This window comes from Parapedobacter luteus (genome assembly GCF_900168055.1).
Taxonomy (GTDB): Bacteria; Bacteroidota; Bacteroidia; order Sphingobacteriales; family Sphingobacteriaceae; genus Parapedobacter; species Parapedobacter luteus.
The window spans coordinates 95977-121993 of the sequence record NZ_FUYS01000008.1 but is presented as its reverse complement, the minus strand read 5'-3'; the positions used below and the strand labels follow the sequence as shown (position 1 = coordinate 121993).

18 protein-coding genes are annotated in these 26017 nt (G+C 50.9%); 6 read left to right on the top strand and 12 right to left on the bottom strand.

Going from position 1 to position 26017, the window contains the following annotated elements; translation table 11 throughout:
* Positions 1 to 8: 8 nt before the first annotated feature.
* Together B5X72_RS15265 and B5X72_RS15260 are read right to left on the bottom strand one after the other, a co-directional pair.
* Positions 9 to 434 carry a hypothetical protein gene (locus tag B5X72_RS15265; RefSeq protein ID WP_079717778.1) on the bottom strand — a complete coding sequence of 142 codons (426 nt, stop codon included), beginning with the start codon at positions 432 to 434 and terminating at the stop codon, positions 9 to 11.
* 4 nt (positions 435 to 438) lie between these two features.
* Entirely contained in the window at positions 439 to 648 is a 210-nt protein-coding gene (locus B5X72_RS15260; protein ID WP_394332956.1) for an RNA-binding S4 domain-containing protein, read from the bottom strand.
* A 324-nt stretch (positions 649 to 972) separates the two neighbouring features.
* On the opposite strand from B5X72_RS15260, the gene B5X72_RS15255 reads away from it, so the two are divergent.
* Positions 973 to 2169 carry a proline dehydrogenase family protein gene (locus B5X72_RS15255; RefSeq protein WP_079717777.1) on the top strand — a complete coding sequence of 399 codons (1197 nt, stop codon included), beginning with the start codon at positions 973 to 975 and terminating at the stop codon, positions 2167 to 2169.
* Positions 2166 to 2792: an HAD family hydrolase gene (locus tag B5X72_RS15250; protein ID WP_079717776.1), complete on the top strand. Its 627-nt coding sequence runs from the start codon at positions 2166 to 2168 to the stop codon at positions 2790 to 2792. The genes B5X72_RS15255 and B5X72_RS15250 overlap by 4 nt, the downstream gene beginning before the upstream one ends.
* Before the next feature lie 48 nt (positions 2793 to 2840).
* Here the strand turns inward: B5X72_RS15250 and B5X72_RS15245 are convergent, their stop codons facing one another.
* From B5X72_RS15245 to B5X72_RS15230, 4 genes are all read right to left on the bottom strand, one after another.
* Positions 2841 to 4256: an alkaline phosphatase gene (locus B5X72_RS15245; RefSeq protein ID WP_079717775.1), complete on the bottom strand. Its 1416-nt coding sequence runs from the start codon at positions 4254 to 4256 to the stop codon at positions 2841 to 2843.
* A gap of 108 nt (positions 4257 to 4364) precedes the next feature.
* A complete protein-coding gene (locus B5X72_RS15240; RefSeq protein ID WP_079717774.1) occupies positions 4365 to 6293 on the bottom strand; it encodes a sensor histidine kinase in 1929 nt (642 codons plus the stop codon).
* A 241-nt stretch (positions 6294 to 6534) separates the two neighbouring features.
* The gene (locus tag B5X72_RS15235; RefSeq protein ID WP_079717773.1) at positions 6535 to 7860 is read right to left on the bottom strand and encodes a hypothetical protein; all 1326 of its coding nucleotides are present in this window, start codon (positions 7858 to 7860) and stop codon (positions 6535 to 6537) included.
* A gap of 12 nt (positions 7861 to 7872) precedes the next feature.
* Positions 7873 to 8457 carry an RNA polymerase sigma factor gene (locus B5X72_RS15230; RefSeq protein ID WP_245826951.1) on the bottom strand — a complete coding sequence of 195 codons (585 nt, stop codon included), beginning with the start codon at positions 8455 to 8457 and terminating at the stop codon, positions 7873 to 7875.
* Positions 8458 to 8764: 307 nt separating this feature from the next.
* On the opposite strand from B5X72_RS15230, the gene lysS reads away from it, so the two are divergent.
* Together lysS and B5X72_RS15220 are read left to right on the top strand one after the other, a co-directional pair.
* The gene (gene lysS / locus B5X72_RS15225) at positions 8765 to 10483 is read left to right on the top strand and encodes a lysine--tRNA ligase (RefSeq protein ID WP_079717771.1); all 1719 of its coding nucleotides are present in this window, start codon (positions 8765 to 8767) and stop codon (positions 10481 to 10483) included.
* A gap of 9 nt (positions 10484 to 10492) precedes the next feature.
* Complete coding sequence (locus tag B5X72_RS15220) at positions 10493 to 11314, top strand: MOSC domain-containing protein (protein ID WP_079717770.1); 822 nt, start codon at positions 10493 to 10495, stop codon at positions 11312 to 11314.
* A 53-nt stretch (positions 11315 to 11367) separates the two neighbouring features.
* Here B5X72_RS15220 and B5X72_RS15215 read toward each other — a convergent pair whose 3' ends face one another.
* Together B5X72_RS15215 and B5X72_RS15210 are read right to left on the bottom strand one after the other, a co-directional pair.
* Positions 11368 to 11793 carry a SufE family protein gene (locus tag B5X72_RS15215; RefSeq protein WP_079717769.1) on the bottom strand — a complete coding sequence of 142 codons (426 nt, stop codon included), beginning with the start codon at positions 11791 to 11793 and terminating at the stop codon, positions 11368 to 11370.
* A gap of 83 nt (positions 11794 to 11876) precedes the next feature.
* Positions 11877 to 13118, bottom strand: a complete 1242-nt coding sequence (locus tag B5X72_RS15210; protein WP_176146232.1) for a cysteine desulfurase — start codon at positions 13116 to 13118, stop codon at positions 11877 to 11879.
* Between the two features lie 250 nt (positions 13119 to 13368).
* Between B5X72_RS15210 and B5X72_RS15205 the strand changes: the two genes are divergently transcribed.
* Positions 13369 to 16101, top strand: coding sequence for an outer membrane beta-barrel protein (locus B5X72_RS15205; RefSeq protein WP_079717844.1), 2733 nt, complete (start codon positions 13369 to 13371; stop codon positions 16099 to 16101).
* A 34-nt stretch (positions 16102 to 16135) separates the two neighbouring features.
* On the opposite strand, the gene B5X72_RS15200 is transcribed toward B5X72_RS15205, so the two are convergent.
* On the bottom strand, positions 16136 to 17542 hold the full coding sequence (locus B5X72_RS15200; protein ID WP_245826950.1) for a DUF3748 domain-containing protein: 1407 nt from the start codon (positions 17540 to 17542) through the stop codon (positions 16136 to 16138).
* Positions 17543 to 17776: 234 nt separating this feature from the next.
* Between B5X72_RS15200 and B5X72_RS15195 the strand changes: the two genes are divergently transcribed.
* On the top strand, positions 17777 to 19387 hold the full coding sequence (locus tag B5X72_RS15195) for a M20/M25/M40 family metallo-hydrolase (RefSeq protein WP_139378720.1): 1611 nt from the start codon (positions 17777 to 17779) through the stop codon (positions 19385 to 19387).
* 68 nt (positions 19388 to 19455) lie between these two features.
* On the opposite strand, the gene B5X72_RS15190 is transcribed toward B5X72_RS15195, so the two are convergent.
* The 3 genes from B5X72_RS15190 to B5X72_RS15180 all read right to left on the bottom strand — a co-directional run bounded on the left by B5X72_RS15190 (position 19456) and on the right by B5X72_RS15180 (position 25927).
* On the bottom strand, positions 19456 to 20772 hold the full coding sequence (locus B5X72_RS15190) for an acetylxylan esterase (RefSeq protein WP_200121309.1): 1317 nt from the start codon (positions 20770 to 20772) through the stop codon (positions 19456 to 19458).
* A gap of 97 nt (positions 20773 to 20869) precedes the next feature.
* On the bottom strand, positions 20870 to 22558 hold the full coding sequence (locus B5X72_RS15185) for a SusD/RagB family nutrient-binding outer membrane lipoprotein (protein WP_079717767.1): 1689 nt from the start codon (positions 22556 to 22558) through the stop codon (positions 20870 to 20872).
* Positions 22559 to 22594: 36 nt separating this feature from the next.
* Positions 22595 to 25927 (bottom strand): SusC/RagA family TonB-linked outer membrane protein, encoded by a 3333-nt coding sequence (locus B5X72_RS15180; RefSeq protein WP_079717766.1) that lies wholly within the window; start codon positions 25925 to 25927, stop codon positions 22595 to 22597.
* Positions 25928 to 26017 lie beyond the last annotated feature (90 nt).

The window sequence follows — 26017 nt, the reverse complement described above, 5'->3', positions numbered from 1 at the left end:
GGTGTGTGCTATCTTGCTGACATCAGCTTAAGTTCAAAATCTTTCACCCGATCGTAATAGGGTATCGTGGAGCGTCTCGCAAACTGGATAAAGTTCATGATGACGCTATCGCGCTGGTGCTGCGGAATCGTAGGAACGACATCATTGCCCTGCTCATCGAATATTGCTAATCCTTTCGTACCTTTTATTGAATCAGGGAATTGTTGGATGTGCATAAGTACAGCCGCGTATTTCTGGATCCCTTTGCCATAAGCAGCCAATGCATTTGCCGCTTCCACCGTATCGGTCTCCTTTTTCTCAATTAAGGCAGCTGACTTCTTTTTCTCGTAAGCCTCCACGGTCACCGCAAGGACATAAGGCCTATTGGCGTCCTTTTTAGTTCCGTCGCATGCGCCTAACAGCGCGAGCAGTATGACTATCAACGGTTTCTTCATGTCGTCAAACTATGCATACTTGTTTACCCCTAAATTCCACCGTATCGCCAGGCCGTACTTTCAGCCGTTTGCGAAAGTCCGTCTTTCCATTGTATTTGACCATACCTGTCATGACCACGGCCTGAGCTTCTCCACCATGTTCAACCCAATTGAGTACTTTCAACAATTGGATAAGCTGGATATATTCGCCGGTGATCTTAAAGGTAACCATCATGCAAACTAAGACAAAATTGCGTTTATTTGCAAATATACCGGGGTGCATTTCAGCTTGTATTTTAGCCAGCCGGTCGCAAGCTGGGCCATGCTGCGCGTTGCCTGCGTCCCGGCTAGTTACCAAAATGGCTTCGGAATGTGCATAAGCAATCTAATGAACTGTTTCAATACCGTTGTAACAACCCGTAAAAGAGCAACTTGGCAACACACCGAAAGGTCCCCGATATACCATCGGCCCATGACTGAACGTCGAAAGCCGCCAGCTCAAAAAAACTTGTGAAAAATACCAATTATCGCTAATTTCGCCGCACACTTGTATCAATTAATGTCTCAGCAAACTCAGCAGCAAAGCGCTCTTTCGTTTGAAAATACGGAAATCGCTTTCAAAAGTAAAAGCAATGCCGATCTAAACAAGGCTTATTGGCTATTTAAGATCATCGCCAGCAATTTCCTAACCAACGTTGGCCCGCCCATCACCAACTTTGCGCTGCGCGCGGGGTTGCCCGTGACCGGCCTTATCCGCAGTACCATTTTCAACCATTTTTGTGGTGGGGAAACCATTACGGGGTGTATCCCGGCCATCGAACGCCTGGCCAGCCAGCGTGTAGGCACTATCCTCGACTACTCTGTGGAAGGCGAAGACACCGAACAGGTTTTTGACGAGACCTGTGATGAAATCCTGCGTACGGTCGCTTATGCTAAAACCAACCCTAATATAGCCTTCTCGGTGTTTAAGCCCACGGGGCTCGGCCGTTTTGAGCTGTTTGAAAAGGTAGATGCCAAACAACCGCTCACCCCGGAGGAGACGGCCGAATACGAACGGGTAAAGCAACGTATCGAACGTATTTGCCAGGCTTGTTTCGACGAGGGTGTAAAGGTGCTCATTGACGCAGAGCATTCGTGGATACAGGACGCTATTGACGACCTTGCACGCGAAATGATGCAACGCTACAACCGGAACGCGCCGGTCGTGTACAATACTTATCAGCTTTATCGGCATGACAAGCTGGCGTCTCTTCAAGCTGATTGCTACCTGGCAGAAACTGATGGCTTTTTCCTCGGCGCTAAGCTGGTGCGGGGCGCTTACATGGAAATTGAGCGGGAAAGGGCCGCTGAGCAAGGTTACCTATCGCCTATCCAGCCAGACAAAGCGTCCACCGATCGGGACTATAACCTCGCTTTGCTGTTCTGCCTCGATCACATCGATCGGGTTGGTTTCATGGCCGGCACGCACAATGAGGACAGTAGCAGACTGTTGGCGCAGGAAATGGACAGGCGGCAGTTGGCTCACAATCATCCGCACATTCATTTTGCACAATTGCTGGGAATGAGCGACAACTTAAGCTTCAACCTCGCCGAAGTAGGGTATAACGTGGCCAAATACATGCCTTACGGCCCAGTGAAGGCCGTAATGCCTTACCTATTCCGGCGGGCGCAGGAAAACACATCAGTGGCGGGGCAAACCGGGCGCGAGCTTGCACTTATAACCAAAGAAAAAAGAAGGAGGAAATCCAGCAAATGACGGACGATGCTTTAATACAGAAAAAACTGGCGACGCTGACTCAGCTCAGTCGCAAAAGAGATTATAAAGCATTCCTATACGATTGTGACGGCACCCTCGCCGACAACATGCATGCACACAAGGCGGCATACCGTGAAGCCGCGGCGCAATACGGGATAACGCTCGACACGGCAATCATCGACGAACTCGCCGGATGGCCAACGGTACTGATCGCCGAGGAAATCAATAAACGGTATCATACCCATGTGCCACCCCATGAATTCGCTACCGCAAAGTCGACCATCTTCCTGGAACGCTATATAGCAGACACCTTGCCGATCGATTTCGTGGTGCATCACCTGCAAAACCATGTCGGCAAAGTTCGCATCGGCGTGGTTTCCGGCGGAAGCCGGAAAACGGTAACGCGCACACTCACGGTGATCGGACTTATCGATACTATCGAAACACTCGTTTGCGCTGATGACACCGATAGAGGCAAACCCTATGCCGACCCCTTTCTCAAGGCGGCAGCGCAGCTTCAGGTCGCTCCGCAGGACTGCCTGGTCTTTGAAGATGGCAACCCGGGTGTACAGGGGGCCATCGCCGCAGGGATGGACTGGATAAGGATTGACGAGATAATATAGCGGCCGTTGCCAGGCAAAAATGCCCGGCAACGGTACCACATCTTGTACTTAGCCTTTTGATACCCCAGTGACTTCCAACATCAGATAATGCATGTCGGTATTGCGCACAAATGGTTTTAACAACCCTTGCCCCGCGCCGTACGCCGCAATCTCAACGTGGTCGCCCGAGTGGCCGGTACTGGCCCAACTTACCGCCGTATAACGCTGCTGGATCTCGGCAAATTCGGCAAACGGCAACTTATAAGGATTGTACAACCCATCCTCATTCCGGTCGGTTACATAATGGGAAAGCAGCCGAATGGCTTCGTCGGCTTTAATGACAATTCCCTGTGCATGTTCGATTCGCTCAATCACTTGCCTTGCCGTGAAATCACGGTCTATGCCCTGCAATACCCAGTCGTTGGTATGCTTGAAATCAATGATTCGCTCGAAGTTTTTTGTCCCCCCGAACAATCCGGGGTTAGCATTGCCGTGATCAGTGGTCACAATGACCAGCGTGTCTCCGTCGGCCTCGGCAAAAGCAATGGCTGTGGCTAAAGCCTCTTCAAATGCCAATTGGTCGTACAACAATGCACCGACGTCATTGGCATGCGCTGCCCAATCTACCTTTCCACCTTCTACCTGCAACACAAAACCATTCCGATTCTTTTTCAAGTGGCGAATCGCTGTCCCAACCATTTCAGCCAGCGACGGGGTCTCTTTTTTCAGCGTCTCGTCGTGTTCCCTGTCCAACGCATAGGGCAGTCCATCCTGGTGGAAAACCCCCAAAATCGGTGCATCCTTACCACCCGCATCAATCGCCAATAGCTCATCCCTTGTCTTGGCAACCTGAAAACCGCTGGTGGCAAATTTGCCAAAGACATCCACCTTGTCATCCCGTTTATCGGCACTGAAAAACTCCGTACCTCCGCCCATCATGACATCAAATCGTAAGTCATGGTATGTCAGCGCTATTTCCGCCTGAGCAGACCGGCTATCGTTGTTGACACAAAACCCGGCTGGCGTCGCATGTGTAATCGGCACTGTAGTGACGCATCCGACGGCTTTGCCTGCAGCCTTAAATTTCTGCAGGATGGGGGTTGGCTTGCTGCCATCTGGCGCAACATTGAGTACGCCGTTGTTTACACGGACGCCCCCACCCCATGCTGAGCTTGCCGCAGATGAATCGGTAACCAAGCTGTTGGCCGATGCGGTGTCCATGAGTCCACGCTGCACCGTACCGGCATGGTACAACGACATCCAGGTGCTCAACTTGCCATCCCGCCGCTCACTGAGCATGTTGGCCATACTTAGCGTGCCTATGCTCATCCCATCGCTGACCATAAAAATAATATTCTTGGCCCGTTTGTCTGCGGAATGGGCAACTGCGGAATGGCGTCCACCCGCAATGGACTCAAAGGGGGACAATACAGCGGCTCCAGCGGCTGTAAAAGCCGCGTTTCTAAAAAAATCTCTGCGTTTCATTGAATAAGCAACTTTGACGATTGGTTGTTAAAATGTTTCAAAAATAGCAACCAAAGATTAACGTAATGTAAAATAGCAATGATAAATATAATTATTGGATGAATAGGCCTAACCCTTGAAGCGGATATTATACATCGAAAACTCGCCAAAGGTATATTGGATAATTCCGGCTAACTGCCTGGTCAGGGAGTGAATCAAGCGGAATCCCAGTGTCTCATTGGGTTGCGCAAGTTTCGTCTCGGGAATCCCTACGCCGTTGTCCTTAAAAATCAATTCGTAATCTTTCTCCCCTTCATGCTTCACGTGAACGGAGATTTCTCCTTCGTCGCGATCAACAAAGGCATACTTCAACGAATTGGTCATCAGTTCAGTCAATATCAACCCTATCGGAATCGCCGTGTCAATATCAAGTGAAACGTTATTGGCTTCTACTTCAAAGCGTACCCGCTTTTTGCCGACATTATAAATGCTTAGCAAGTGGGCCCCCAATTGCTCGATATAGTCTTGGATGTTTAACCGGTTGAGGCTTTGCTGTTGATACAGTTTATTGTGAATGAGCGCGATGGAATTTATTCTGCTGCTGCTTTCCTGCATCATGGCAAGGACCTCCTCGTTCGTTGTTTTCCTGGATTGGAGATTAAGCAGGCTATTAATGATTTGAAGGTTATTTTTTACACGGTGATGTATCTCACGCAATAACAGTTCGTTTTGCCTGTTGGCTTGTTTCAATATTTCGTTCTGAACAGAAATTTCAGCGTTTTTTATGGCAACACGGTGGGCAAGTTTGTCTTTTTCCCGAAAGAGGAAGTAAAGAATCACCAATACCGTCAATAATACGAGAATGCCGATGATAAAGCCATAGCGTTGGTAGTTGGTGTTGGATAGCTCCAATTGCTGCTCCCGGATCTGGCGCTCAAATTCCTCCAGCTTGTAATTTTCGCGCATCTCCATGCCCTGGCCGACATATTGTGCAGTATAAACGCTGTCCTTGATGTATTCATAATCATTGAATAAGCTATCGGCTTGCCGCACATCACCCAGCGCATACAACACCTTAAAATACAATGAACGGACCTCGCGCCACGCGCGCTGTTGCACATCGCCGTCCAACTGGGCATACAGTGGCTTACAGACGTCCAGCGCCGCGTTGTACGACCCAAGCAGAAACAACCTCGTGGCATGCAGTAGTTCGTAAGCGATCTGCAATTGCTGGTCGTCAACCGGCTTAAGCAGCGGCTCAGCTGCTTCAAGGGTCGCCGTCAACCGTTTCTCGTCATGCAGCTTGCCGTGAATGTCTCCTTCGACAAGCAATGCCTTCAATAAGTTCTCCGTGTTTGATACGCTACCGAACTCCTTTTTTGCCAGCTGGGTGTAATGCAACGCTTGCTCATAATCGCACTGACTGGCATAATTCATGCCATATTGCAAATATATAGTGCCCAAGGCCTGGGGGTAGTTGGCCATTTTCGCTTGGCGGGCAGCAGCTTGCAGTATGGCGGCTGCCTCTTTGTAATCTTTTGAAATGGTATTGTGATAGTCAGCAAGCTGAATGCCCAGCTCAATCTGGCCAACGTCATTGTTTTGCTCCTCGGCAACACGCAGCCCACTCGTGAAATGTTGTAAAGCGGTATAGTACCGGCCCTCCGTTATATAAATTTTGCCCAACCGCTTATAACAATCTGGAAGGTTATCCAAAAAGCCTCCCTGCGAATACAACGTCACCGCCTTTTCGAAATATCGCCGGGCTACATTCAACGCTCCTTTTTGTTCATACACGCAGCCCGTATAATAATAACCATCGGCAATCCCCTGATCATAGGCGATATCGATAGACATTTTCCACGCCTTGTTGATGAGATCATCTGATTTTCTGAGGTTGCTGTTCAACGAACGAAAAGCGTCGTGATACCAGTCGTTGATGATGGCAGAGTCTTTTTCGGACTGAAATACAATGCCTCCAAAGGCATGGCCAAAGAAACCATGGATAACCATTAAAGCGGGTATCAAGTAAAAGCGTACGAGACTTTGTTCCATCATTAGACGTTTGTAAAACCATTGCCTCCATCGTATATAAAGGCACCAACCTTATACCCAAAACACGGCTAGCCCACAAGAAGCATGCCTTTCGGCGGTCAAAAACACAAAAAGGTAGATGTGAATATTCATTTCGCCAGTTCAAATAGCTGCCAAGCAAAACGAACGCATCAAATGTAGTAGATTTTACCAACTAATCAAAACGTTGGCTATTAAATAATTATTACTCCGGGGAGACGTCAGATCAAAACCCGGTAACGATGCGGATACCACCATTGGTGAAATCCATTTCCTCCTTCGAAAGCCGGCCGATGGGAAGCTTGAAGTAAGGTTCCACAGCGAGTGAAATTTTACGGGAGATCGGCATTTTACGGCCAATGGAAAAATTCATAAACCCCGCATATCCCTTTCCTTCAAGGGGCCGATCAGTTGACCGTTCGGACATCGATACGAGTTCAGTGGAAGCCGTCAGATCCCTATGCGCGGAATTCGTTTCTCCAAAAGTACGTTCATTGAGCTGGCCGACAAAATGATTGGTACGCTGCTCATTTAAAACTGCCACATACGATACGCCCACCGAGGTATAGAATCCGCGCGCCACTTCGTACCGCAAGTCTATGGGAATGTCCAGTGTTACGACACTACTGGTCACCGAAATATCCTGTTTATACTGTTCGGCGTTGGTCGTAAAACCTGAGTATCCTCCAACGGGCGATGGAGACGCATACACTGGCGGCGATCGATCGTACGACGAACCTGGCTGGTAATCCGGGTTCTCGCCGACACCAAGTTGGCCGATCGATACACCGGAGCCGATGGAAAACTTATCCGACAGCCGGTATGCTACGGCAATACCGCCTCCCATATTTACCTTTTCACTGGTCATCGACGGCGATACCACTAATCCCAGATTCCACTTTCTGGCATCATGACGTGTTTTGGCAGCGGCCATCGCCGGTGCAGCATGGTCCGTTGCCGCATGGCGGGAGACGCCCTGCTCAAGAAACCGGCCAACGGATTGTTCTTGCTTGGACGCATTGCCTTCGGCCGTAGCCGCCAAACGAGGCGCATTTTCAGTCGTCGCACTGCTGTCGTCTGCCCCCACCGTAACCACGAAATGTTGCCCGCCAGCACTGTCCGTTGCCGCATTGGTTTGACTTACAACCATCGACAATAAAGGCTGCTCAGCGGCGGGTGTACGTTGGCCATGCTGCCCGCGCGTACCATCCGGCGCTTGTTGCGCGAGCTGCACCGATTGTCCCGATTCGCCTACGGGCGATTCGACCGCCCGTTGCGTATCCGATGCCGAAGGGGCTGACACTGGCGATTCAACGCTGTACTGGACGATATCCGGCACATCGCCTGGTTGGCGACTGAACCAAAACAGCCCCACGGCCAACAGCAATACCGCCGCAGCACCCCAGTAAGGCCATCGCAGCGCCCGCGGCCTCCGCCCGCCATCCATGGCTGAAAAACGCTCCCACGCCCCTTCCCGGTACGGCTCAACATGGTTGCGCAGGGCCTCTGCCATCCGTTGAATCAGTTCCTTATTTTCTTTACGTTCGTTCATTTCAGCATACCGTTAAAATCCTGCTGTGATATTTATTGATGCCAAGTAAAGTTGCCTCAGCTTTTTCTTCGCCCGGGTAAGGTAAGTGCGGGATGTACTTTCAGGAATATCCAGCATAACGGAAACCTCCTCATGCGAATAGCCTTCTACCTCATACAGGTTAAAAATCGTACGCTGAATCTCCGGCAATTGCAACAATAATTTCATGATATCCTCTACATGCAAATTTCCCGACACCTCCACCTGTTGCTGCTCAATTTCCCCTTCGCCAACGTCATCTAATGCCAGCAACTGCTTTTGGGCGCGTAAAAAGTCAATGGAGATGTTTACAGCTATACGGGCCAACCAGGCGCGGAATGAACGTTCAAATCGCTCGCCCGACTCTACGCTACTGAACGTCGCTATTTTATTGAATGCCCGGATAAAACTTTCGTTCGTCAGCTCTTCCGCGTCAAATTCGTTCTTAACATAACGCATCGTAATGGCTCGGACATAACCATAACAGCTCTTGTATATCCATTCCTTGCTTCGCTCATCACCGTTTTGGACACACCCCCGCACTGCGTTCTCCAATGACAACACACGCTTCCCCTTCAAGTATCGGATGTTAAAACTCACGCTGCGGCTATGCTACTATTAATCAGCTCGTTTATTTGACATGCAAACTTAGACAAACCGGCTTTCATATTCAAATCAAAAACGAGCGCCAACGAATCTATACATTCAACCTATCGGCAGTACGTAGCCAGCCCTGAACCGTGCTCCATAAGCTTATCACCTTTGTTTTGTAACACAACGAATCTCAGCACAGAAATGCTACACCTAATAGCCGACGACCGAACTTCCAAACACACATTGCATATCAGCCGTAATTTAGGTAAGTTTGCCGCTCAATTTTCATTGAATGAGTACCACACTATCTGAACAGGAACTTCAACGCAGGGATGCGTTAGCGAAATTGACGGCATTAGGCATAAATCCCTACCCTGCCGAGGCTTTTGACGTCAATGCAACAGCCGAAGATATTTTGGAAAACTACGAACGCGACAAGTTAAATTATAAAAATATCAGCATTGCCGGCCGCATGATGAGCCGCCGTGTGATGGGCAACGCTTCATTTATCGAATTGCAGGATGCCACCGGGCGGATACAAGCGTATGTGAAACGCGACGATCTGTGCCCGGAGGAAGATAAGACGCTTTACAACACGGTGTTTAAGAAATTGCTTGATATCGGCGACTTCCTCGGTATCAGGGGTTTTGTGTTTACGACCAACACGGGTGAAATTTCAATACATGTACAACAGCTTACGCTGTTATCGAAATCATTGAAGCCGTTGCCTGTGGTCAAGTCTGCCGACGGCAAGACGTTCGATGCTGTCACAGACCCTGAATTTCGCTATCGCCAGCGCTATGTCGACCTGGTGGTCAATCCGCACGTGCGCGAAACGTTCGTCAAGGTATCCAAGGTAAAAAGTGCCATCCGGGATTTCCTTAATGAGCGAGGTGCACTGGAAGTAGATACCCCCGTCCTGCAGAGCATACCCGGTGGTGCGGCTGCACGCCCCTTCATCACACATCACAATGCGTTGGACATTCCGCTGTACCTCCGTATCGCCAATGAACTTTACCTCAAACGGCTTATTGTCGGCGGCTACGATTGGGTATATGAGTTCAGCCGCAACTTCCGCAATGAAGGAATGGACCGCACACATAATCCGGAATTTACCGTACTGGAGTTTTATACCGCTTATAAAGACTATCGGTGGATGATGGACATCACCGAAAAGCTATTCGAGCACGTTGCCATTGAGACCAATGGAACAACAAAACTGACGGTTGGCGATAACGAAATTAGTTTTGCCGCCCCCTATCCGCGGATAAGTATCTACGACGCTATCAAGGAACATACCGGATTCGAGGTAGACGGCTTGGACGAAGCAGGCTTGCGTGATGTCTGCAAGCAACTTGGCATTCCCACCGACGAAAGTATGGGCAAAGGAAAACTGATCGATGAAATTTTTGGCGAGAAATGCGAGCATCATTACATCCAACCGACCTTCATCATCGACTATCCGGTTGAGATGAGCCCGCTCACCAAAAAACACCGCTCAAAACCGGGTTTGGTCGAGCGTTTCGAACTGATGATCAATGGTAAAGAACTGGCCAATGCCTATAGCGAACTCAACGATCCCATTGACCAGCGGATTCGCTTTGAAGAACAGCTCAAATTGATGGAACGGGGTGACGACGAGGCCATGTTTATCGACCATGATTTCCTTCGGGCGCTGGAATATGGCATGCCCCCGACGGCAGGCATCGGCATCGGCATCGACCGATTGGCCATGTTGATGACCAATCAGCAGAGTATCCAAGACGTCTTGTTTTTTCCGCAAATGCGCCCCGAGAAAGTTGTGAAACAAGCCGGCGTGGCCGACTATAAGGCGCAGGGAGTACCTGAGGAGTGGATACCGGTATTGCAGAAAATGGGACTTAACACGATAGAAGCGTTGAAAGCAGCCAACCCGAATAAAGTATTCAACGATTTGGGCGGTCTGCGCAAGAAAATGAAACTTGAGATGCCAATGCCTACAAAAGATGAGGTATTAAAGTGGTTCGATTAAGGATGCGCCATGCTCCGCGTCAGTGAACTATATGTTTATCCCATTAAATCATTAGGGGGTATCTCGCTGCAAGAAGCAATGGTAGCGGAGCGTGGTCTTCTGTACGACCGCCGCTGGATGCTGATTGATGCGCATCATCGTTTTCTCAGCCAACGCCAACAGCCACGGATGGCATTGATACAGGTCCACTTGACCGACGACGGGCTGCATGTTACCCATCAGGGCGTCCGCCCCCTACATATTCCCTTCACACAAGTGTATGAACAAGCGGAAACCGTAGCCATATGGGACGACACCTGTACCGCCATGTTGGCGCCCCCAATGTATCACCGATGGTTTAGCCATGTTCTTGGCATCGAGTGCAGGCTGGTTTACATGCCAGAAAGCACGCGCCGAGCCGTCGATCCGCGTTATGCACCCCCCGGCCATATCGCGTCCTTTGCAGATGCTTACCCCTTCCTGATGATCGGGCAGGCGTCATTGGACGACCTCAATAGCCGGCTGGAAACACCCCTGCCGATAAATCGCTTCCGGCCGAACATCGTCTTTACCGGAGGGCAACCGTATGAAGAAGATCGGATGGGCGGTTTCCGGATCGGCCCTATCCGCTTCCATGGTGTAAAGTTATGTGCCCGGTGTGTGATTACCACCATCGACCAGCAGTTTGGAGAAAGAGGCAAAGAACCGCTGAAAACACTCGCTACCTACCGCAGTAAAAACAACAAAACCCTATTCGGACAAAACCTCATTCACCAAGGCACGGGTATGATCCGTGTGGGCGATGCCATCACGGTAGAATATATGCACGACGATGACCGATTTGTGGTTTAAGCACTGCGGAGTGAGTGCAAGTACACAGGAGGGTAGTGCGCTAGCGTCCAGTGCTACGACAGCGAGGCCCGATGCAGCGCTACAGCATACATCTTCATTTGCTTCACCATTGCCAATAAGCCGTTCGCACGGGTGGGCGACAAATGCTCCTTCAATCCGATCTGGTCAATGAAATAAAGGTCGCTACCCGCTATTTCTTCCGCGGTGTGACCAGATAATACTTTGACCATCAAGGCGACCAGCCCCTTGGTGATGATGGCATCGCTATCCGCTGTGAATAAGACCTTTCCGTCCTGGTGGTCCGCATGTAACCACACTTTCGATTGGCAGCCTTTGATGAGGTACTCGTCTTTCTTATATTGTTGGTCAATCAGCGGCAGCTCCTTACCAAGCTGGATGATGTACTCGTATTTGGCCATCCAATCATCAAAGAACGCAAAGTCATCAATAAGTTCGTCCTGTATTTCGTTTATGGTCATTTTTTTTGTGTTCAATTGCCGGTAGTCCGTGATTCGAATGCCCCATCGCTCAGGCTTCCGTCTTCGGCCCCCGGCATCCCGATCTAAATAAGCATTGAAGCCGCTCTTTCGACGCCAGCGACCAACGCATCGATGTCTTCCCGCGTGTTGTATAGGGCTATGGACGCCCTCACCGTACCGGGGATACCGTAGCGATCCATTAGCGGCTGCGTGCAGTGATGCCCTGTCCTGACAGCGATACCCAGCTTATCGAGGATAACTCCCACATCATACGGGTGCGCCCCCTCCAGCAGAAACGATACGACACTCGATTTTTCCTTAGCGGTGCCGATAATGCGCAGTCCGGGGATACGCAGCAAACGCTGGGTCGCATAGTCCAACAGTTCATGTTCATACCGTGCAATGTTATCCAGGCCTATATCCATGAGGTAATCAATCGCATGTGCTAAGCAGATGCCCGCTTCAATATTCGGCGTCCCTGCTTCAAACTTGAATGGCAACTCGTTATAAGTGGTCTTGGCAAACGTCACCTCTTTGATCATTTCACCGCCACTTTGATAAGGCGGCATGGCGTTCAGCCATTTTTCCTTTCCATAGAGCACACCGACGCCGGTAGGTCCATACATTTTATGTCCGGAAAAGGCCAAAAAATCCACATCTAACGCTTGGACATCGATGGTTAAGTGCTGTACAGCCTGGGCAGCGTCGAGCAGTACCGGCGCCCCCGCAGCATGGGCCAACGCAATGATTTCATTAACCGGATTGATGGTCCCCAACGCATTGGACACATAAGTCATCGCTACCAGCCGGGTCCGATCGCTCAGCATTGAACGGTACGCATCCATATCCAATTCTCCCGCATCATTGATGGGCACTACCTTGAGCAACGCACCACGCTCCTCACACATGATCTGCCAAGGAACGATATTCGAATGATGTTCCATGGCAGAGATGATGATTTCATCCCCGGCATGGACAAACGCTTTACCATAGCAATTCGCCACTAAGTTGATGCTTTCGGTTGTCCCTTTGGTGAGGATGATTTCGTGCTCATGGGCGGCATGGATAAAAGGTTGCAGTTTATGCCGTGTCACTTCAAACGCATCCGTGGCCAGCTGGCTTAAGTGGTGTACACCCCGGTGTACGTTGCTGTTCATTTGCGTATAATAGTTTACAATCGCATCGATCACCTGCTGGGGTTTTTGCGTGGTAGCGCCATTATCAAGGTATACCAAAGGCTTTCCATTCACCGTACGGGTGAGTATGGGAAAGTCCTTTCTTACACGCATGACGTCAAATTGCTCCAGTACTGCTGTCCGTTCCATAGTTTACAAAGGTACGAGTAATTTTTGTTTTCTCACCGGTGAAGCACAGACCGTTCTAACCTAATAGCGCAAAACTAACCATCGGATGACAGTTGCGCCGTTTTCATATATGCCGTTTTCATATATACGGTAAGTTAACAGTTATTTTACATAACGAACGCGTGACAAGGCGGGCTTGACGGCCGATTCAGCCGACGACGGTCTGATATTTGTGCGGTTGCGCCCAGATACTAAAACAATACATTCATTAATGAAATATTTACTTTATGCCGTGCTGCCATGCTTATATCTGCAGTCAGCCATGGCCCAGCAGCACACCCTCAAAGGGCAAGTACGCTCTGCCAGTGACAGCATTCCGTTCCCTAATGCAACGATATCCTTACTTCACGCGCCGGACTCACTCGTTATCCGGCAGACGGTGACCCATTCGGACGGTACGTTTGAGCTGGAAGAGGTGGAAGACGGAGAATACGTCCTCCGCGTACAATACCTCGGTTATGAAAACACAGAACAGCCACTGGAAATCAACGATGATATCAATATCGGCACCTTATACCTCCGTGAAGGATCGCGGTTCCTTGACGAAATAACCATCACCAGACGGCCTCCGGTAGGCAAGCAGCGCGGTGACACGACCGAATTCAACGCCGCTGCATTCCAGACGATGAAAGATGCCTCCGCGCAGAACCTCATCGAGAAAATGCCGGGCATGGCCAGTGAAGATGGCAACCTTCAGGCACAGGGTGAAAATATCGCGCAGATCCTGGTGGATGGTAAGCCGTTTTTCGGGACCGACGTCAAAGCGGCGTTACAGAACCTACCCGCCGAGATTATCCAGAGCATCCAGGTGTTTGACAAACTAAGCGACGAGGCCGAGGCCAGCGGGTTTGATGACGGCGAACGCCTGAAAACCATCAATATTGTCACCAAGCCCAATAGCCGCAAAGGGCTCTTTGGCAAATCGTCCGCCGGGTACGGCGACAGCGAAAGGTATATGGCAGGAGCCAGCGTAAACGCCTTCAATGAGGGCCAGCGGCTCACCATTACTGGGCTGACCAATAACATCAACGCGGTAGACTTTTCGGCAGACGCAAACAGCCAGGGCGAGGTACGCCCACAGAATGGCATCATCAACACCAACCGCATCGGGTTGAACTACACCGACAACTGGGGCGAAAAGATAGCAATCAACGCCAGCTACTTATTCAATCATCGCAAAAACTTCGGCGAATCTTCGCTTTTCCGCGAATACGTGCTTCCGGACAGTGATGGGCAACGTTATACCGAATCGAGCACGAATACTCGCCGGAACGCAGCCCACCGGTTCAATATGCGGTTCGAATACCAAATCGACAGCAATAACCGCATCCTTTTCCGGCCAAACTTCTCTGCCCAAAATGACAAGGAAAACAGCTTTTTCACCGGAAATACCTTAGCAGACCCGGGTCCGATAAACCAAACTGAAAACCGCCGCCTGGCCGACAACTCGGATATTGACTTCAATAGCCGGCTGTTGTACACCCGCCGATTCGCAAAGCGCGGGCGGAGCATGCGATTGGGACTGGTGACAGGCAATCACAAAAATGATGATGACGCCGACAGACAGGCAGAAAATGTATTTTTTGACCCCGCTGAGCGCGTCGAGAACATCAGCCAGCAAATTGTGCGCACGCGCAAAGGATTTGACTGGCAAGCCAATGCGGCCTATACAGAACCGCTTGGCAAGCATGGCATGGTCGAACTGGAGTATCAAATCGGTACACGCAAAGACGACTCGGACCAACTGACGTACGATACAGACGATTGGGGAAACCGCGTGCGCCTGGACACCGTACTCAGTAATACCTTCGACAGTAAATACCTGACCCAGGAAGCCGAGTTAGGCTATCAATATTCCTTGGACAGACTCCGCATTCAGGTCGAAGCGGAGTTTCAGCATGCCCAGCTCAAAAACGACCAAGCATTCCCGGTGCCATTCGCATTACAGCGCACGTTCCGGGCCGTAATGCCTTCGGTAAGGTTAGACTATAAAATCACAGACGCTAAAAACCTGGAATTTGATTACGACGCACGCACCAACGCCCCAAGCGTCGGGGACTTGCAAGCGGTTATCGACAATTCGAACCCCCTGCACCTCCGTACCGGAAATCCAAACCTGGACCAATCGTATAGCAACCGGTTCAACCTCCGTTACCGGAGTTACAATCCGAAGACCGAGCGGAGTTTCTTTGCCATGGTACGGTCTACCGTCACCTCCAACAATGTGGTCACCAATACGACTATCGCAGAAGCACCTATTGAGCTGGCAGAAGGTATTGTGCTCGAACGGGGCTCCCAACTCACTCGTCCGGTCAACCTGGATGGTTACTGGGATTTGCGATCAATTTTCCACTACGGTTTGCCTATACGTTTTTTACCAACCAATTTCAATCTGCATGGCGGTATCTCCTACACCCACAGACCGGGGATGATCAATGATCAAATAAATGCTGTAAACACGACCCGCTATAATGGAGGCATTTCGTTAAGCAGCAACATCAGCGACCGGATTGATTTCAACATTTGGACCCGATCGTCGTACAATACCGTCCAGAATTCCCTGCGTCCTACGCTCGACAACAATTTTTTCAATCAGACGACCCGCATCAATTTTAATTGGATCCTCTGGCAGAACCTGATCTACCGGCTGGACGTCAACCACCAGCTTAATACGGGATTGTCAGAAGGCTATGACAACAGCATTTTTCTGGCCAACATGTCCATCGGGAAGAAACTGCTCAGAAACGAACGAGCCGAAGTCAGCCTGAATGTATATGACCTTTTCGGGCAGAACAACAACATCCGGCGTGATATCACGGAGACGTATATCCAGGATTCGCAGTCCAATGTATTGCAGCGGTACGTTATGCTTAGCTTTACCTACAATATTAGGTACTTTGGCAAAGGGACAACCATGGAGGACTACGAGAACATGTATAATTGATGAAAACAAACCGGGTGGGTGCGCATGCTGATGCTTAATAAACCGATGGCTCCTGAAAGGTGAGTAGAAAGATCTGCAAAAACCGCCCATCCCCTTCGCCTACATACCGGTTGTATGCAATGGTGCTCCCATCGGGCGACCAGTTCGGTGCACCAACGGGCTTATCCGCATCTTCAAACCGCGCTGTGAGGCGATGCGTATCGCCGGTAGCCAGTTCGGTGATGAATAGGCTATTGTCCGCCGTATAGGCTACCCATCGTCCATCTGGGTCGCTGTTAAATGGCCCCTGTACCGGAAAGGGATTGGCCGTAAGTTGCCGCGGCTCGCCACCATTGGGCGACACGCCGAACAATTGCACGATGCCTCGGTGATCGTTTGCCAAGTAGAGAATCATTTCGCCATCTGGTGTCGTCCGGAGCCAATGCCGGGGGCCTTCTATGCCCGCTACAGAAAAGGTGATCCGCCGCTGGATTACACCAACGGGTACACAGGGGCGCGTAGTGGCGGTACCCGCCAGCGGCTGCCCATCGGCCTCCTCCGTCAGATCATCCGGCAAATCCGCCACAAAAACCTCCGTGACCGCCCGGCCTTCGGCGTTGCGCACCTTGCCCTGGAAAGCGATAGCGCGGCGCTGCCGCTTGCCATCCGGCTTGAGGTAGCCATGTGTACCAATCCAGCATTCGTCAAAAGCCCGTTCTATTTCATCAGTTCCCCGTGTAGGGCATTCCGTCACCGCTGTCACGACCACAGCAAAATATTCCCCGCTGTTGTTTTCCAAAGATCCATCGTCCGGTACGGCCACCCTCCCGGGCACCATCACACCTACCATGCGCAGATCGCTTACGGCTGAATCCGTTTGAGCCAATTGCTCCATCACATGGTCATTGTATGTAAAGCTAATCCACTGTCCATCACCGCTCCACGTATGCGCATGTGTGCCCCCGCGTAATGCCCCTTTCGTAAATGGCGGTATAATGTTCCGGGCATCCATAAACACCGGTTGTCCGGGCCGATCTATATCGATGGCGACTCCCGTACGGCGTGTCATGCTGTATGGCCGGGAAGCATCCGCATTCCGGATTCCATGGATGAATAGCACCCGATCGGCCACGGGTGACCATGTCGCGGCTCCCACCCCCGGACCATCGGGCGACTGGTTTGGCGTTTGATACAGCGTACGCGTTTCTCCAGTGTGCACGTTGACCATCGCTATGCGACCCGTACGGCCTATTTGGGTATCATCATTTCGCGTATCAAAAACAATCCATTGGCCGTCCTTAGAAAATACTTGCGTATTGTGGATGGTATGCCCCTGCGGGGCATTGGTAAGCTGTATTTCGTTTACGTTCATCGGCTTTTCTTCTATACGGCAAGCCATCAGGCTACAGCCCAGCGCCAATGTCCCTAGTCCGTAGGCTATGACCGCCGGTAGTGGGCTCATAACTGTTTGCTTGAGGTTTTGAAAACAACGTAAAAGTAATCCACCCGTCACAATGCTTCTTGTACAATATTGGTACAAGTATATAGCATATTGGCTTTAGCATATCGCAAAACAACGCAAAGATTCAACAATCTTCGTAAAATTTCTGCCATACAATCGTTTTTTCAAACTATTTTCGTTAGAATCGTCCGTTTTTTAAACGCAAAAGTGCTTATTAACCCAAAACAAAATGACATGGTACATGTGAACTTTTTACGAAAACCCCTTCCCTCAGCTAAGCCGGTAGCGCTGTCCCTGCTGTTGGGGCTCTCCAGTTTGACCACTGCATTTGCACAACCGCAATGGATGATGCAGGAGCAAAAGCTCGAACCGATCGTGGAGCAGATCGTAGCCGAAGCCAATAACAATTCACAACTGGAACAGCTTGCTCACGAACTGCTGGACGTGGTAGGACCGCGATTGGTAGGCACTCCGCAGATGAAAAATGCGCACGATTGGGCGGTTGACAAATACAAGGGGTGGGGCATTGAAGCCCGTTATGAAGAATTTGGCGAATGGCGGGGATGGGACCGCGGCATTTCGCACATCGATATGGTCTACCCACGTGTAAAGACACTGGCAGGCACCCAATTGGCATGGAGTCCCACTACCGGTGGCAAGGCGGTAGAAGGAGAAGTCATTACATTGCCCGATGTACGGGATTCCGTGGCCTTCAAGGCCTGGCTACCCAATGTAAAGGGTAAATACGTATTGATATCCATGCCGCAGCCTACCGGACGGCCCGACCACAACTGGGAACAATTCGGGCGTCCCGAGTCCATTGAAAAGATGAAGAAAGAACGCGATTCGTTGACAGCAGCCTGGAACCAGAAGATTCAGGCAACGGGCGTTTCAGCCAACTCACTTCCACGCATACTGGAAGATGCCGGAGCCGCAGGAATCCTTTCCAGCTATTGGTCGCGTGAGTTTGGTTCCAACAAAATTTTCGGATCGCGCACCACCAAAGTGCCTTCATTGGACATCTCCCTGGAGGATTATGGTATTTTATACCGGCTTGCCGAAAATGGTCATAAGCCGCGCATCAAGGTGGAAACGGACTCCAAGGATCTGGGAACCGTACCGACGTTCAATACCATTGCCGAAATCAAAGGTACCGAGAAACCCGATGAATACGTCATCCTCTCCGCACACTTTGATTCCTGGGAAGGCGGATCGGGTGCTACCGACAATGGGACAGGGACGATAACGATGATGGAAGTAGCCCGCATCTTGAAAAAAGTGTACCCCAATCCCAAACGGACCATCCTGATCGGGCATTGGGGGAGCGAAGAGCAAGGGCTGAACGGCTCAAGGGCATTTGTGCTTGACCATCCGGATATCGTGGAAAAGACGCAAGCAGTATTTAATCAGGACAACGGTACCGGCCGCGTGGCCAATCTGAACGGGTCAGGATTCTTACATGCCTATGATTTCATGGGCCGGTGGATGGCAGCTGCCCCCCGCGACATCACCCGGGATATTCAAACCGATTATCCAGGATCTCCGGGAGGTGGCGGCTCCGACCATGCTTCCTTTGTTGCTGCAGGAATACCAGCCTTCATGATGAGTTCATTATCCTGGGGGTATAGTACCATCACGTGGCACACCAATCTGGACACGTATGACAAGCTGATTTTTGACGATCTGAAATCCAACGTCATCCTTATTGCGACGCTTGCTTACAAAGCTAGTGAAGAACCGGAATTGGTCAATCGGGAAAAACGCGTGCTTCCCCCCGGCAGGGATGGGCAGCCGCAGCAATGGCCAACCATCCGCCAACCCAGGCGTACAGGCGTCGGCTATTAATCCAAAGCCCACGTGAGATTCACGTGGGCTTTGTTGCTTATAGACCGTTGGCTTTCGACCGAGGACAACTATGGTTGCAGCTTTGCCAACAACCACTCCTGAATTTTCGTTTGCTGTTCAGGGAATGTCCAATGCCCCGTTTCTTGCACAAGGAAAAGTTCTTTAGGTGCATCGATTTGGTTGTAAGCCGCATAATAGGAGGTCGGAGGGCAGGTCTCGTCATTATAGCCCCACGTATAAAATCCGGGCACATTGACCGCACGGGCAAAGTTGACCACATCGTAATACGCGGACACGGCTATCTTCTCATCTTTTGCCATAAATTTGGCATTTGCTTCGTTGAACATATGCGGCCAGCCCCCTGCCCGCCCGTGAAGATAGCCGGTCAAGTCGCACAGGGCCGGATACAATGATACCAGGTAATCCACCCGGTTGTCCAGCGCCGCCGTGACGATGGATAAGGCGCCGCCTTGACTGCCGCCCCATACAGCCAGCGTATTTCCGTCGAATTCAGGCAATGAATACAGATAATCGATAGCCCTTATACAGCCCAAGTAAACCCGTTTGTAATAATACTGGTCGCGATCATCCATATTGAAAAACTGATAATTTTTCAATGATGCCGCGCGCAGGTCGTCATACAATCCTGCCTCATAAATCACGGGTATGCCATGTATGCCGATTTGCAAGGTGATAACGCCTTTTTCAGCCAAATCCACGATGCCAGCATAAGGTCGGATACCCGCTCCCGGCACCTGCAATACCGCGGGATACTTTCCTGCAGCCTTGGGCTTGGCCAGTATGCCATAAAGACGTGCGCCGGTCTCGAAATTCTGGATATTCACATGGTATACATCGGCTTTCGCAGTACTGCGCTCAGGAAGCAGCGTCAGCTTGGCGTCCAAAGGTACTTTGGCCGCTTCGGCCTTTGCACCGTTCCAGAAATCCCAGAAGTCGTCCGGCAGTTGCTGTGTAGGCTGAATACTTTCCGGGGCCACTGCTGCCGTGGCAATGCCACGGTATTCCACACCGTCCACGGTAATGCGTGCCTCGCAGCGCAGGAAGCCCGGTTCATCCAGCTTAAGCGCTTTACCGACTGCCGCCGTACCGGTCTTCAATGTGGCCTTTCCCGATTGCAACGGCGTCATCTTTTCCAAACCGATGGAGTAGGTCACTTCAGCATGCTCCATCAGGGCTTGATGCCTGAGCACCGTCACAAAAAAGTTTACCTCTTCGCCTACCGCATAAGTCCAATCAGGCCTTTCCGGAGAAACAACCACTTGGATAAGTTGATTGGAACGCGACTGCGCAAAAACGCCCAGTGAATGGGACAAAAGGCTACAAACCAATGCAACCGTTCGAATGAAGGATAGTCTATTCATCATTACAGGATAAGCTTAATAATCGTTCCCGCGAATATGCATATTTTATTGACGCGCGACAATGTGATAAGCAATATTCCTATCTTCACCAAGCAATCGGTTACCAGGGTTTCCCCGTGCCTTGCACTATCCACGGCTTTGACCATTGGCTGTTCGCCCCCCTATCCTGTGATAGGGGCTCCAGCCGGCCTAAAGCTTCCTGAAGATTCGCGGTGTTGTTATTCAGCTCATTTTCACCGTAGATAAAACGCAACGGCATGTAGCGTTCCTGTGCAGCCTGGCCCGGCGTCAAATTTGGCAATCCTGTCCGCCTGTAATCAAACCACGATTCGGTGGCCGCCGCGAAACTTGCAATCCACTTTTGTTCCATGATGCGCGCAAGCGTGCCATCATAGGCAACACCGGGTTGTGCAATGAATGCATCATACGTGTTATCAGCTTCCCAAGCTTTCAGCGACTCCAGCACACCGTTGTTGTAATGCGTCTCCGCGTCACCCACAGACCAACCTTTTAATGCCGCTTCGGCCAAGATGAAGGCAGTCTCAGCGGCCGACATCAACCGCATGGTGAGTACGCCGCCCGTACGTTCCCTAAAGATTGGCGCCAGCTGCGACACATGTTGATTTTCGACGGTTTGCCCCGGAGTGGGGTTGTAATTATAGGTATCAGGAGCATTGAGCCCCGGGGGTATACCCACATATTCCCGTGTATCCAACACAGCTGTCGTAAACGTGTTGGGGTTAAAGTGGCGTGTGAAGGTATTGCCATTGGCAATTTCCTGCCTATACTGGACATCCGTCAGTGACACGATATTGGTCAGTACGCCGTTTCTCCTGATATACGGATCCACGGGCACAGTGAGCGAAGGATCGGCTACCCAACGGCAATACACGGGCTGGAACCAAACTGGCACCCTCGGATCGTTGTTGGCCAACATGATATCAAGCAATGTGCTGCATGGCTTGCGCCGCCGGAAATCGGTATCGTCCGACGTAAATCCTCCCGCCGTAGGCCAGGAGTTGTCGCGGTCGGTGCCCAGGAAATCATGAGTAGCGTCATCCGCCGCATCTTGGATATAGATGCCTGTTTGATAAACGCTTTCTATTCCTTGTCGCGCCACCTCGGGGAGCTTCTCGGAAATGCGCATGTAATACCGCAGCAAGAGCGAATTGGCGAAACGGTGCCATTTTTCAGCATCTCCCCCGTAGAAGAGATCATATTCGGCGATGATACCGTTCGTATTCCTTTGTGCAAAAATATTGGCTGCTGCTTTGAGATCTTCGATGATCCCCAGGTAAATAACTTCCTGGCTATCGTATTTCGGATGGGTAATGGCGTCTGCGCTCCCCGCCTTTAAGGCCTCCGTGTAAGGGGCATCCCCCCATAAGTCGGTAATCACTCCAAACAGGAACGCCCGCATGGTCAATCCAATTCCAGCGTGGAACGGCCAGCCCAGCTCTTCGGCACGTCGGAGGATCAATTCGTTTGTCCGCAGCGGCCCGTACCATCCCCCCCAGTTTTCCGGTGCCCACTGGTAATGGTTATAGCCGGCGAACCAGCCATCTTCCTGCATATGCTGCATCACCCCGCCGACCGTTCCAAATCCAAGTCGTAAATAGCCCTTGGCCGCTTGAGACAATACGGGGGCAAGCATCAAATTCGGGTTTGCCGAATTCGGGGCAACCGCGTTTGGATTTTCATTAAGTTCGACCAACCGGTCTTTACACGAGAAGCTCAGCATGAGCAGCATACTCACGATGATCTTATATAGTTTACTACCCTTGTTCATGGTGTTTTTTTTAGTCTTGTTTTTACGTTATCCAAATTAAAACGTGACATCCAGTTTAAACCCTACCGGCATGGTCATGGGCATGATATTCTGCAGCTCTATGCCTTGGCGATACATCGTTGAGGTGTTTCCCTGCACACCGGATTGCGCTTGGAACGCCCGTTCGGGATCGATGCCAATCTTGGCCGCGGTCCATAAGACGATGTTTCTCGAAAACACGGAAACCCGCGCATTGCGCAAGCCCCAAAGTTTGGGAATGTCGTATCCAAGGGTTACTTCCCGCAATTTAATGAATGATGCATCAAAGGTAACGGCTTGATTGTAGCTCCAGGGGAACAAGTTAGACACCGGATAGATAACCGTACCTGGGCCACCAAGGTGCTCTCGGTATGTACCGTCGCCATTGGCAATCACACCGGGGATGAACGCACCGTCATAAGCCTGGTTAGGACTGCCGAAATTGTCATTAAGATAACCACCTGTCGATTGCTCATACCCGCCTACCCGCGGGAAATGTCCGTTTCTTGGTATGATATACCGCTCGGGATCCGACCTTAGCATGGCCGCCAAATCAGCCTCGTCATACAAGCCACCCGGTATCAGCTCGCGCATTTGTCTGGCAGACTTCCAGTCGGAGCCGCCATACCGGTACGTAAATGACATAAACTGTCCGCCATGGCGCCAGTCGAAACTAAGGCCGAGCGAGAACCGCTTGTATTGCAGGGTGGTCTGCAGCCCCACCTGAAAATCAGGATTGTAGTTTCCGACGAGCATCCGCGAATCCGGATCGTTGACCGGAATATACTCACCCCGTTCAGTAAGAATCGGCCATCGGTAATAAGGCGAGCTGGGGTCATCGACATATGCATAGCCCCTGCTATACAGGTTACCCAGCCGTTCACCTTCCCGGGCAAAGGAACCGCCGCCGTTATCTGACCACATGGTCAGGATGGGGAAGCCTTCGGTAAGCTCCTCCACGATAGTACGGTTACGGTAAAAATTAGCATTAACGTCCCATGTCCACGAGCTGTTCTGAATGGGTGTGCCGCCAAGGCTCAGTTCCCACCCTTTGCTTACGATGAGTCCGGCATTGACAAACGTACTGGAAAAGCCCGACGATTCAGGCAGTGGAATGGGCAGCTGCTGGTTCTTATTGCCTACGTTATAATAGGTTCCCTCAAAGCGCAGCCGATTATTATAAAGGTTCAAATCCACGCCAAACTCGGCAGATGTCGCTATTTCCGGCTTTAGGGTTGGATTGCGCAAATCAGCAGGCACCGAAGATGTAATCAGGTTGCCATATAAGCCTGTACCCAGCATTTGATGTATTTGGTAAGCACCAGGTGCATTGCCTACCTGTGCCCAGCCGGCCCGGAATTTGAGCAATGAAACGGTTTTCGGCAAATTGAAAGTCTCATTAGCCAGCCAGCTCAAGGAAGCAGATGGATAAAAGAAAGACAGGCCATCTTCGGGCAGCGAGCTGGCCCAGTCATTGCGCGCCGTCAAATCCAAATACAGCATCCCACGATAGCCAATGGATCCCATGGCATACAGGCTGTAAATTGCCCTGTCCGAGGTACCGTTGGAGTACTGGAGCTGATTGGCCGGCACGTTACTTATCCGGTACAGCCCGGGGATGGTCAATGCAGCACCGCCCATATACGCGTCGCGATAGGTCTGGCGCATGTAATTGCCCCCGCCCGAAAAACTTAGATCCACATCCGCAAGTGCTTTGCGATACGTTACCAGGAAGTCGGTATTCAATTCCGCACTGGCGATATCCTGAAGGTAGTACCCTCCCTGTGCGGCCCGGGAATAACTTTTGGGCACTTTAGTCTCTCGGTTTTCATTCGATTTGTCCAACGCTACCCGTCCGAATGCCGAAAATTCGGGAGAAATGTTCCAATCCAGCTTGATATTTCCATAAACGCGATCCCGCACAAAACCATTATTAAGTTCATACGCAAGGAAATAAGGATTGTCCGTATTGTTGTGTACCGACCGCTGTTGGATGTCCTCCTGGCCTTGCTGCCAATAGTCTCTGAGTTCGAGAATGTTGACATGCGGATAAGCCATCACCGCATCTAATGGATTGGCGGTACGGTTGGCTGTGGTTGGCCTGTTATCCGAATTGGATCGCGCAAGGTTGATGTTCGTGCTCAATTTTAATTTGCTATTCAGCTCATAGGCCAGCACAGCCGACAACGAATTGCGTTGCAGGTTGGAATTGGGTATCATACCGCCGTGGCTCATGTTATTGAACGAAAGGCGGTATGAACTGCGCTCTCCGCCGCCACTGACCGACAGGTTGTTTGTCGATGTTATCCCGGTACGCAGAAAGTTCTTCATATTGTCCTTATACGAACGGAGCTCAGTAGGGATTGGCACACCGTTTTCATCCAGAGGACTATTCCATTGCACAGCGGTGATGCCGCGATCCAATGGGAGTCCGGTCCAGTAGGCCGAACCCTCGTCAAGCAAATTGCCCCTATTCCCCGAAGCGTACATATAATGGAAGTCCAGGAATTTAACTGGCTGCTCAAACACGTTGCTCGTTGAAAAATTTACCGTAGTACGTTCACCCTTCCTTCCGGATTTTGTGGTAATCAACACAACACCGTTACCGGCACGCGAACCGTACAATGCCGCTGCACTTGGCCCCTTTAATACCGAGATGCTTTCAATATCATCCGGATTGATGTCGGAGATCGCATTTCCGTAGTCCACGATGTTGCGGTCGCCCATCTGCCGTTGGTTATTCAGTCCGCTGGACACGGGCACACCGTCAATGACAAACAGTGGTTGGTTGTCCGTCGTCAGGGAGTTGGCTCCCCGGATAATCATGCTGACCGACGAGCCGGGCCCACTCGTTTCGTTCAACGTGACACCAGGAAGCTTGGCAGATAGTCCCCCGAAAATATTCTCCTGGGCAACCTTGACCATGTCCTCGCCTTGCACTACGCCCACACTGTACCCCAAGGATTTCTTCTCCCGCTCGATACCGAGCGCCGTCACTACGACCTCGCCGAGCATCTCTTCCAATGGCACGAGCGAAACGTCCACCACCTGCCGGTTGTTTACGGCAACTTCTTGCTGTTGGTAGCCAACCGACGTAAACACCAGCACCGGATTGTCTCCCGAAACGTTGATCGTGTATCTGCCGCTGGCGTCGGTAGCAGCCCGGGTATCCGCACCTTTGACCGCTACGCTAACCCCCTCGACGAGGGCGCCGTCGGTGCTGGTCCTTACAACACCCGACACAGCCCTGCTTTGCTGCTGGGCATTGGCAATGCCTTGCAACATGCAGGCCGAAAGCAAAATGCACAGCATATTTGCCCATTTCATCTTGAATGTAAAACGTTGTTTCATTGTCATCTCATTTTAGGAAGTAGCATATTTTTTCGATTATGGTTGTTGTTTTCTTACCGTGATGTTATTGACCAAAGGTGTCGTCATTGC

What these genes read in the sequence shown, in the direction of transcription:
- B5X72_RS15240 (WP_079717774.1), bottom strand. Translation starts at nt 6,293, where the DNA reads ATGATGGAACAAAGTCTCGTACGCTTTTACTTGATACCCGCTTTAATG.
- lysS (WP_079717771.1), top strand. Translation starts at nt 8,765, where the DNA reads ATGAGTACCACACTATCTGAACAGGAACTTCAACGCAGGGATGCGTTA.
- B5X72_RS15210 (WP_176146232.1), bottom strand. Translation starts at nt 13,118, where the DNA reads ATGGAACGGACAGCAGTACTGGAGCAATTTGACGTCATGCGTGTAAGA.
- B5X72_RS15250 (WP_079717776.1), top strand. Translation starts at nt 2,166, where the DNA reads ATGACGGACGATGCTTTAATACAGAAAAAACTGGCGACGCTGACTCAG.
- B5X72_RS15180 (WP_079717766.1), bottom strand. Translation starts at nt 25,927, where the DNA reads ATGAAACAACGTTTTACATTCAAGATGAAATGGGCAAATATGCTGTGC.
- B5X72_RS15185 (WP_079717767.1), bottom strand. Translation starts at nt 22,558, where the DNA reads ATGAACAAGGGTAGTAAACTATATAAGATCATCGTGAGTATGCTGCTC.
- B5X72_RS15215 (WP_079717769.1), bottom strand. Translation starts at nt 11,793, where the DNA reads ATGACCATAAACGAAATACAGGACGAACTTATTGATGACTTTGCGTTC.
- B5X72_RS15245 (WP_079717775.1), bottom strand. Translation starts at nt 4,256, where the DNA reads ATGAAACGCAGAGATTTTTTTAGAAACGCGGCTTTTACAGCCGCTGGA.
- B5X72_RS15190 (WP_200121309.1), bottom strand. Translation starts at nt 20,772, where the DNA reads ATGATGAATAGACTATCCTTCATTCGAACGGTTGCATTGGTTTGTAGC.
- B5X72_RS15255 (WP_079717777.1), top strand. Translation starts at nt 973, where the DNA reads ATGTCTCAGCAAACTCAGCAGCAAAGCGCTCTTTCGTTTGAAAATACG.
- B5X72_RS15265 (WP_079717778.1), bottom strand. Translation starts at nt 434, where the DNA reads ATGAAGAAACCGTTGATAGTCATACTGCTCGCGCTGTTAGGCGCATGC.
- B5X72_RS15260 (WP_394332956.1), bottom strand. Translation starts at nt 648, where the DNA reads ATGATGGTTACCTTTAAGATCACCGGCGAATATATCCAGCTTATCCAA.
- B5X72_RS15195 (WP_139378720.1), top strand. Translation starts at nt 17,777, where the DNA reads ATGGTACATGTGAACTTTTTACGAAAACCCCTTCCCTCAGCTAAGCCG.
- B5X72_RS15220 (WP_079717770.1), top strand. Translation starts at nt 10,493, where the DNA reads ATGCTCCGCGTCAGTGAACTATATGTTTATCCCATTAAATCATTAGGG.
- B5X72_RS15205 (WP_079717844.1), top strand. Translation starts at nt 13,369, where the DNA reads ATGAAATATTTACTTTATGCCGTGCTGCCATGCTTATATCTGCAGTCA.
- B5X72_RS15235 (WP_079717773.1), bottom strand. Translation starts at nt 7,860, where the DNA reads ATGAACGAACGTAAAGAAAATAAGGAACTGATTCAACGGATGGCAGAG.
- B5X72_RS15200 (WP_245826950.1), bottom strand. Translation starts at nt 17,542, where the DNA reads ATGAGCCCACTACCGGCGGTCATAGCCTACGGACTAGGGACATTGGCG.